We start from the raw sequence: 9,047 nt of genomic DNA on the forward strand, positions 1-9,047 counted from the left end.
GACAGATCACCAGAGGTAAGACCCGATCGGGCCCGGGACGCCGCCCGGCGTCAGAGCGCCAGTCCCGTCAGCACCATCTGCAACCCTCGGGGCGCGACGCCCCGTACCCCTGCGAAACCCGAGCCGCCCGGCGTCAGAGCGCCAACCCCGTCAGCACCATCTGCAACCCTCGGGGCGCGACGCCCCGTACCCCTGCGAAACCCGAGCCGCCCGGCGTCAGAGCGCCAGTCCCGTCAGCACCATGACCCGCTCGTAGGTGTAGTCGGCCATGGCGTAGGCGACGCCCTCGCGCCCGACGCCGGAGTCCTTGACCCCGCCGTACGGCATCTGGTCGGCGCGGTAGGAGGGGGCGTCGCCGATGATCACGCCGCCGACCTCCAGCTCGCGGTGGGCCCGGAACGCCGTCTGCACGTCGTGCGTGAACACACCTGCCTGCAGGCCGAACTTGGAGTCGTTGACCAGGGCGAACGCCTCGTCGGTGGTGGCCGCCGAGGTCAGCGTCAGCACCGGGCCGAAGACCTCCTCGGTGGCCAGGGTGACCCCGGCCGGAACGCCCGCGAGCACGGTCGGCGCATAGCTCGCGCCCTCCCGCTTGCCGCCGGTGAGCAGCTGCGCGCCCGCGGCCACGGCCTCGTCCACCCAGGACTCGACCCGCTTGGCGGCGTCCTCGTTGACCAGCGGGCCGACGTCCACCGAGTCGTCCGAGGGGTCGCCGGTGACCTGCGCACCGACCTTGGCGACGACCTTCTCGACCAGGCGGTCGAAGACGCTCGCGTCGGCGATGACCCGCTGCACCGAGATGCAGGACTGGCCGCCCTGGTAGTTGGCGAAGGTGGCGATCCGGGTCGCGGCCCACTCCAGGTCCGCCTCGCTGGACCAGTCGGCCAGGACCACGGCGGCGGCGTTGCCGCCCAGCTCCAGGGTGACGTGCTTGCGCGGCACCGAGTCCATGATCTGGTAACCGACCTTGTCGGAGCCGGTGAAGGAGATCACCGGCAGCCGCGGGTCCTGCACCAGGGCCGGCATCCGGTCGTTGGAGACCGGCAGCACGCTCCAGGAACCGGCCGGAAGGTCCGTCTCGGCCAGGATCTCGCCCAGCACCAGCGCGGAGAGCGGGGTGGCCGGGGCCGGCTTGAGGATGATCGGGGCGCCTACGGCGATGGCCGGGGCGACCTTGTGCGCCACCAGGTTCAGCGGGAAGTTGAACGGCGCGATGCCGAGGACCGGCCCGCGGACGAAGCGGCGGGTGATCGCCAGCCGGCCGGTGCCGCCCGCGTCGGTGTCCAGCCGCTGGCCCTCGCCGCTGTTGAAGCGGCGGGCCTCCTCCGCGGCCCAGCGGAACACCGAGGCGGCGCGGCCGATCTCGCCGCGGGCCCACTTGATCGGCTTGCCGTTCTCGGCGGTGATCAGCCGGGCCAGTTCCTCGGTGCGCTCGCCCAGCCGGCGCGCCACGTGGTCCAGCGCCGCCGCCCGCACGTACGCGGGGGTCGCGGCGAACTCGTCCTGCACCGCCACGGCCGCGGCGACGGCCTCCTCGACCTGGGCCTCGGTGGGGATGCTGACGGTACCGACCAGGCTGCCGTCCCACGGGTGGTGCACCTCGAAGGACTCCGTGCCGCTCTCCTGCCGACCGGCCAGCCAAAATGCGTGGGTGCTGGTCACCGAGGTCACCGGACCTTTCCTCTGCTACTACCTGCTGTGCGGATGTCTGCCTCCACGGTAGGGCCGGGCGGCACGGCCGCCGCTTGTCCGCAACGGAGCACTGCGGCACCCGGTCCGTACGTACTGGAGTGGGACGGACCGGAGCCGGGACTGCGTCGGTCGGTCGCGCTCGGTCCGTCCCACCCGGTCCGTTGCCCTCGGCCGTCAGCCCTTGCCGCGGGCGCGCAGGGCCAGCCACAGCTCCATCCGGACGTCGGTGTCGTCCAGCGAGCGGCCGAGCAGTTCCTCGACCCGGCGCATCCGGTAGCGCAGGGTGTGCCGGTGCACCCCGAGGTCGGCCGCGGCGGCGTCCCACTGCCCGTGGTGCGAGAGCCAGGCCTGCAGGCTGGCCTCCAGGTCGCCGCGGGCTGTGAGGTCGTGCTCGCGCAGCGGACGCAGCAGGGCGTCGGCGAAGGCCAGCACCGCCTCGTCGGCCAGCAGCGGCAGCATCGAACCGGTGCCCACCTCGTCGTGGTCGACGGTGCGCCGCCCGCTGCGCAGGGCCACCGCCAGTGCCCGCTCGGCCTGCGTGTACCCGGCTCCGGCCGCCTCGGGGGTGGTCGGCGCGGAGATGCCGACGAACAGCCCCTCCAGGTCCTGGGCCGCGGCGACGCAGTCGGTGTGGACCCTGCCGCCGTCCAGGGCCAGCAGGACCAGCCGGTCGCCCTCGGGAGCCAGCAGCACCGGCTCACCCGAACGGGTGGCGGACTGCTCTGCGACGTCACCGAGGAAGTCCAGCGGCTCGCCCTCGGCCAGCAGCACCCGCACCGGTCCCTCCGGCAGCCCGCCCAGCAGCGGCTCGGCAACGGCCCTGGCCGTGGCCGTCTCGCCGGCGAGCACCAGCCGCAGCAGCGCCGTCCGCATCCGCTCGGCCGAGCGGCGCAGATCGCGGGAGCGTTCCAGGGTCAGCGTGAGCAGCGCCACCGCGGCGTTGAGGACGTAGCGCTCGGTGGGGGTGAGCCGGTCCTCGGTGCCCACCGCGAGGAAGCCCCGGGCCCGGCGGTCGGCGCCGAGCGACTGCAGGACCACGTAGTCCTGGTCCTTCTGCTCGTTCTGCAGCGCCGCGCTGGAGGGGGCCGGACGGCTCCGCAGCCGCTCGACCTCCGGCCGCAGCGCACGTGCCCGGCGCGCGGCCCAGTCGGGCGCCGCCACCAGCACGGTCCCCGAGGCGTCGTACAGCGCCGCCCAGCCGCCGAGGCGGGCGGCCAGCCGGCGCACCAGCGCCGCGGTGCCGTCCTTGCCCAGCGCGGCCCGGGTCAGCTCCTCCTGCGCCTCGAAGCTCGTGGTCACCGCCTGGTACTGCTCGGCGGCGAGAGCGGCGGTGACGGCCTTGCTGATGGCGATGAAGGGCGTCGGCTGCGGGACCTCCAGCAGCGGCAGCTCGCGCTCGGCGGCCGCCTCGACCAGCGCGGCGGGCACCTCGTCGTAGGACAGCCCGACCCCGATGCCCAGCCCGGCGACCCCGGCATCGGCCAGCCGGTGGACGTAGCGCCGCAGCTTCTCCTTGCCGCGCCCGAGCTTCAGCCCGGTGGTGAGCAGCAGCTCGCCGCCCTCCAGGAAGGGGACCGGATCGTCCAGCTCGCTGGTGTGCACCCAGCGCACCGGCCGCCCCAGCTGCTCGCCCCCGGCGAGCACGGTGAGGTGCAGCCCGGGTATCGCCACCAGCGACGCCAGTGTGACGGCGGTGGGGGTGCTCGGGGCGGCTGCTGTGGCGCTGTGCTCGGTCATTTCACCTTCGACGAGGTCCGCAACTGGCCGCCGGGGACAACGACCTCCCCCGATTCTGCCTCATCGTCACACAGGCTCGCTTACGAACGACCGTCGACGAGGACCCGGCGAAGCTGCGGCGGGCTACAGCGGGCTACTTCCGCAGGTCGACCAGCAGCGGCGGCACCGGTGTCCCGTCCACCGCCGTCAGCGAGAGCACCGCATGGCCGCCGGGCAGCACCTGTGCCAGTTCCGAGGGGGACCACCGCCTGCGCTCCACCCGCCGGGTGGTGACGCTCTCGGTCTGCGCACGCTCGCCCGCCAGCACGGTGCGGATCGCCCGCCAGGTCCGCTTGAACATCCCGCCGGAGGTGTCCGGCGCACGGGTGATGTCCCGCTCGTCGACCCAGACCGTCCCCCAGGTCTCGGCGAACAGCGTGCCGTCCCAGGGCGCGAGGCCGGGGAAGGCCATCCGGCCGCCGACCGCGCCGAACAGCGGCGCGCGCAGGCCCTCCGGCAGGTCCGAGAGGGTGCGCAGCAGCAGCACCGCGCCGGCGTGCGCGCCGCGCAGGCGCTGCAGGTCGCGGACGCTGTGGGTGTCGATCACGGCCGAGGCGTCGTCGACCACCAGACCCGCGAAGAGCGAACGGTCCTGCCTGGTGCCCGCGGCGTGGAGGAACTGGCCGACGGCGAGGCGGGCCAGGATCCGGGCGGCCTCGGGATGGGCGTGCTCCGGAAGGGCGATCCGGACCCGCAGCGGGTGGTCGAGGGCGTGCATGGCGAACAGCGGCAGCCCGGCGTCCCTGGGGACGCTCCCCGGCGCAGTCCGCTTCCCTGCGGGGTCGCCTGCGCCGCCGCCGGGTGCGGCGTTGAAGCAGCCGGCGAACACCGGGCGGTCCAGCAGGCCGAGCCGGTCGGCCAGCAACCCACCCGGGTCGTCGATCTGACCGTGCATCCGCTCCCGCTGGGCCAGGTCGTACTGATGATCGGTCAGCTGCCCGGTCGCCCGCAGCTCCTCGCGCAGCCCGTCCCAGGCGTCGGCGTCGCCCCGCAGCAGCAGGCACAGCTCGCGCAGCCCGGGCGGACGGCCGTGGGCGGCCGCGAAGGGACCGACGACCTGCTGGAGCGCCTGACGGGCGAGGGTGGCGCGGGGCGCCAGCTCCTCCGGGAGCAGCGCGTCCGCCAGTCGGGACGCGCCCTCCTCGGGGCGGCGGGCGCCGCCGTACAGGTCGAGCCCGTAGCGGCCGCGCGAATCGCCGGGGGCCACCACCACGTCGTACCAGGAGTCCGGGCCGAGGTCGGCGTCCGCAGCGCCGACCACCACGACCACCGCGGTCCCGGCCAAGGCCTGGAGGCAGAGCGTCTCGGCCACCGGGCGGGCCAGCCTGACCGTCTTCCCGGTCCCGGACGGACCGACGGCGAGGAGCGAGGTTCCGAGCAGGGTCGGATCCAGGGCGAGGTCGACGCCGCGGTAGGCCGGGGGGTTCTTCGGCACGTCCTCGGCGGTGCCCAGCCGGATCTGACGGAGCAGCAGGTCGTTGCCGGAGCCGCGGGCCGGCAGGTCACGCAATCCGGAGGGGTGGGCGCAGGCCGCCGAGCCGTGGTCGCGCACCGCGTCGAGCAGCGCGGCCAGACGGTCCGGGTAGTCGCGGACGCACTCCAGCGCACGGTTCAGCCGCTGGTGGTCCACGTCGTTCACCCGCCCGGACGCCGTCTCCTGCTCCAGCAGGGCCAGCCCACCGGGCTCCGCGACAGCGCGGAAGGCCCACCAGGGATCGACGGCCTGCGGCCGTCCGTCCGCCTGCGCGGGGATGACCGCCTTCTTCTCCGTGGCGACTACCGCCCGGCGCACCAGCGGACGCCCGTAGCGACGCCAGACCAGGGACCACCGACCCATCCGGCCGAAGACCTTGACCAGCAGCGCGATCTCCAACAGGTCCACCAGCCAGGTGGTGAAGGTGAGTCCGCCGCCGTCACCCACCTTGGGGACCACGAAGCCGCGGATCTCGACATTGACCAGGCTGCCCAGGTAGTAGAAGACCTCCCAGGCGACCACCAGGTTAAGCGCGGCCCGCAGCAGCAGCTGCCAGGCCGGGATCCCCGCACCGTCCTCGTCCCGCTGCTCCTGCGGGGTCCGCGCCGCCGGGCCGAGCGCGTACATCCCGGGTGTGCCGGAGTGGCGGGGCGCCGAGAGCCAGCCGATCAGATCGAAGCCCCGGTGCGGGACCGGGTGATCGGGAATCCGGTCGGAAGTCTGTGGGTACGCCTGCGGCGCGCCGCCCAGTGCCATTGCAGTCCGCTCCCTCGCGCGCGCCCGCCAAGGCCCTCAATCTAGTGGACGACAGCCGCCGCGAGCAGAGGCACGACGGCAGGCAGGACGATGACCGGCCAGGAACGGCGATGTCCGGCCAGGACAACTCCCACCCCCGCACCACTCCCCCGCGGCGTATGCGACCCCCATCGTCCCGCCGTAGCCTGCCAGAGTACGAGGCGCGATCCGCGCCGAAGCCCCCATCACTCCCTGGGAGACCTCACATGAGCGCTGCTCCGTCCAGCGCCGGGCAGCTGCCCGGCGGCCCCTCGCTCCCCCAGGAGCGCCGCCTCGTCACCGCCGTCCCCGGCCCCAAGTCGCAGGAGCTGCAGGCCCGCAAGCTGGCCGCGGTCGCGGCGGGCGTCGGCACCACCCTCCCCGTCTACATCACCCGCGCGGGCGGCGGCGTGGTCGAGGACGTGGACGGCAACTCCCTGATCGACTTCGGTGCGGGCATCGCGGTCACCAACGTCGGCAACAGCGCCAAGGCCGTGGTGGAGCGCGCGGCGGCGCAGCTGGCCGCGTTCACCCACACCTGTTTCATGGTCACCCCCTACGAGGGCTACGTGGCCGTGGCCGAGCAGCTGAACGAGCTGACGCCGGGCGACCACGAGAAGCGCAGCGCGCTCTTCAACTCCGGCGCCGAGGCCGTCGAGAACGCGGTGAAGATCGCCCGCGCCTACACCAAGCGCACCGCGGTCGTCGTCTTCGACCACGGCTACCACGGCCGCACCAACCTCACCATGGGCATGACGGCGAAGAACATGCCGTACAAGCACGGCTTCGGCCCGTTCGCCCCCGAGGTCTACCGCGTCCCGGTCGCCTACCCGTACCGCTGGCTCACCGGTGCCGAGAACGCCGCCGCCGATGCCGCCGCCCAGGCCATCGACATGATCAACAAGCAGATCGGCGCGGAGAACGTCGCCGCCATCGTGATCGAGCCGATCCTCGGCGAGGGCGGCTTCATCGAGCCGGCCAAGGGCTTCCTGCCGGCGATCGTCGAGTTCGCCAAGGCCAACGGCATCGTCTTCGTCGCGGACGAGATCCAGACCGGCTTCTGCCGCACCGGCCAGTGGTTCGCCTGCGAGGACGAGGGCATCGTCCCCGACCTGATCACCACCGCCAAGGGCATCGCGGGCGGCCTGCCGCTCGCCGCCGTCACCGGCCGCGCCGAGATCATGGACGCCGCCCACGCCGGCGGCCTCGGCGGCACCTACGGCGGCAACCCGGTCGCCTGCGCCGCCGCGCTCGGCTCGATCGAGACCATGAAGGAGCTCGACCTCAACGCCAAGGCCCAGGCCATCGGCGCGACGATGCTGCCGCGGCTGCGCGCCATGCAGGAGAAGTTCGACATCATCGGCGACGTCCGCGGCCGCGGCGCGATGATCGCCGTCGAGCTGGTCAAGCCGGGCAGCAAGGACCCCAACCCGGAGGCGACCGCCGCGCTCGCCAAGGCCTGCCACGCCGAGGGCCTGCTGGTCCTCACCGCCGGCACCTACGGCAACGTGCTGCGCTTCCTGCCGCCGCTGGTCATGCCGGAGCACCTGCTCGCCGAGGGCCTGGACATCCTGGAGACGGCTTTCGCCGGGCTGTGAGTCGGCAGACCCGCCCCACCGTCGGCGTCCGCGGAGTGCTTTCCAAGCCATGGCGCAAAGCATGGCGTGAAGAAGGTGTGCGGACCTGATGGCGGGTGGGTGAGGCGTGGAGCCGCACCGACCCCAGTGACGTACTGTCATGACAGATGGAGAAGCAGCGCCCGTCGGTGACTGACCCTCACCGGCGACACACCGCCGAGGACACCACAGCGGACTCCGGTCCGCCACCCCTCAGCCGATCGACCGTTCGCCGAGCCCAAACCCCCCGGGCCACGCGGACCGGCGATCACCACAGCCACCCCGGGGCTCTCCCCCCTGCTCCGGGGTGGCTTCTCCATGCCCTGACATCGGCGGTGGCATCGGTGTGGTTCCCGATCTCCCTGCTCCTCGTCCTGGCCGTCACCACCGAACAGGTTGTCACCAAGGGGCCGCTGCTGAGCCTCGACACCTGGATCCGTGACCATGTGCTGAGGCTGGTCTCCGAGAACCCCTACCCGATCCTGGACCGGCTGGCGGAACACTGGTCCGACATGGGGGACACCAGGGCAGCAGCCCCGGCGCTGATCGTGGCCACCCTGGCAGCGGCGGCCCGGACCCGGTCGTGGAAACCGGTGCTGATCTCGGTACTGGCGGGGACGGCCCTCTTCTCCACCGTCATCCCCGGCAAAATCATCATCGGCCGCCCCGGCCCGGAAGGCGCACCGGTCCTCTCCGGCCAGTGGGGCTGGTTCCCCTCGGGCCACACCAGCACCGCGGGGATCTGCTACGGCACCGCAGCCTGGCTGATCGGCATCTGCTTCCTCGCCGCCCGACCTCACCTGCGCAGAACCCTCTACGCAGCGACGGTCGCCTTCTGCGTCGGCGTGGGCGTGTCCCTGATCTGGCGCGACTACCACTGGTTCCTGGACGTCGTCGCCGGCTGGTGCCTCACCAGCCTCACCCTCTGGTCCCTCGCCCGCTGGGCACCCCGCCCGCCGAGGCGGCACGGAGGGACCGGGTAGGTCGGGGAAGCTCTGGGCGGCTGGTGGCGCGGGGTCTGTTTTGCTGCCGAGCCCCCGTCTTGTGGCCGGGTGATCGGTGTGTGTTCGCTCCCGGTGTTCGTTCGTCATTTCCGTGGGGCGCGTTGGTGTGTTGGTGGCTGGGGTGGCTCGCTCCGCTCGCGGCCAACTACGAGGAGCCGGAGGGTGGGTTGGGGGTCCGTTGCCGGGCGGCGGGTGAGTGCGGGGCGGTGCGAAAAGCGGGGCCTTGGACTGAACCGGGGTCACTTTCGGGACAAGGTGTCACTTGATCATGCCATAATGCCCTATTTGACCCGGTCCTGGCGTACCAAAAGTGACCCGACGTACGAGAATCGACCCCGGTTTCCGCGAGGCCTTGTCGCAGAATCGGTTCTGCGCGCCCGCACCCGGCAACGGCGCCCAGGACCGGCCCCGCTCCCCCGCTGTAGTTGGCCCGCGAGGCGGAGCCGAGCAACAGCAACAAGCCACGGACGGGGGCGGGCGGCATCGGTGGCGCCATGTAAGCCACCTGCAGTAGCCGCCCCCACCAACGACGGCCGGCCTCCCCGGTGCGCACTCGGGCGGGGAATGCAGAGAAGCCCCCTGACCAGAGGTCAGGGGGCTTTCTGTTAATGGTTGTTCGGCGGCGTCCTACTCTCCCACAGGGTCCCCCCTGCAGTACCATCGGCGCTGTGAGGCTTAGCTTCCGGGTTCGGGATGTTACCGGGCGTTTCC

At 72.7% G+C, this 9,047-nt stretch carries 5 protein-coding genes and 1 rRNA gene; 2 read left to right on the plus strand and 4 right to left on the minus strand.

Annotated elements, in window-relative coordinates; all coding sequences use genetic code 11:
• Positions 1-216: 216 nt before the first annotated feature.
• The 3 genes from ABUW04_RS39635 to ABUW04_RS39645 all read right to left on the minus strand — a co-directional run bounded on the left by ABUW04_RS39635 (position 217) and on the right by ABUW04_RS39645 (position 5,698).
• Complete coding sequence (locus ABUW04_RS39635) at positions 217-1,662, minus strand: aldehyde dehydrogenase family protein (RefSeq protein ID WP_030267313.1); 1,446 nt, start codon at positions 1,660-1,662, stop codon at positions 217-219.
• A gap of 204 nt (positions 1,663-1,866) precedes the next feature.
• The gene (locus ABUW04_RS39640; RefSeq protein WP_051726681.1) at positions 1,867-3,429 is read right to left on the minus strand and encodes a PucR family transcriptional regulator; all 1,563 of its coding nucleotides are present in this window, start codon (positions 3,427-3,429) and stop codon (positions 1,867-1,869) included.
• Positions 3,430-3,562: 133 nt separating this feature from the next.
• Positions 3,563-5,698, minus strand: coding sequence for an ATP-binding protein (locus ABUW04_RS39645; protein WP_380569188.1), 2,136 nt, complete (start codon positions 5,696-5,698; stop codon positions 3,563-3,565).
• 245 nt (positions 5,699-5,943) lie between these two features.
• Between ABUW04_RS39645 and gabT the strand changes: the two genes are divergently transcribed.
• Together gabT and ABUW04_RS39655 are read left to right on the plus strand one after the other, a co-directional pair.
• Entirely contained in the window at positions 5,944-7,314 is a 1,371-nt protein-coding gene (gene gabT / locus ABUW04_RS39650; RefSeq protein WP_380569191.1) for a 4-aminobutyrate--2-oxoglutarate transaminase, read from the plus strand.
• 362 nt (positions 7,315-7,676) lie between these two features.
• Complete coding sequence (locus ABUW04_RS39655) at positions 7,677-8,315, plus strand: phosphatase PAP2 family protein (RefSeq protein WP_380569193.1); 639 nt, start codon at positions 7,677-7,679, stop codon at positions 8,313-8,315.
• Positions 8,316-8,950: 635 nt separating this feature from the next.
• Here the strand turns inward: ABUW04_RS39655 and rrf are convergent.
• Positions 8,951-9,047, minus strand: a 5S ribosomal RNA gene (gene rrf / locus ABUW04_RS39660); the annotation flags it as partial.

The organism is Streptacidiphilus jeojiensis (genome assembly GCF_042510965.1).
Taxonomy (GTDB): Bacteria; Actinomycetota; Actinomycetes; order Streptomycetales; family Streptomycetaceae; genus Streptacidiphilus; species Streptacidiphilus jeojiensis.

What these genes read in the sequence shown, in the direction of transcription:
- ABUW04_RS39640 (WP_051726681.1), bottom strand. Translation starts at nt 3,429, where the DNA reads ATGACCGAGCACAGCGCCACAGCAGCCGCCCCGAGCACCCCCACCGCC.
- ABUW04_RS39645 (WP_380569188.1), bottom strand. Translation starts at nt 5,698, where the DNA reads ATGGCACTGGGCGGCGCGCCGCAGGCGTACCCACAGACTTCCGACCGG.
- gabT (WP_380569191.1), top strand. Translation starts at nt 5,944, where the DNA reads ATGAGCGCTGCTCCGTCCAGCGCCGGGCAGCTGCCCGGCGGCCCCTCG.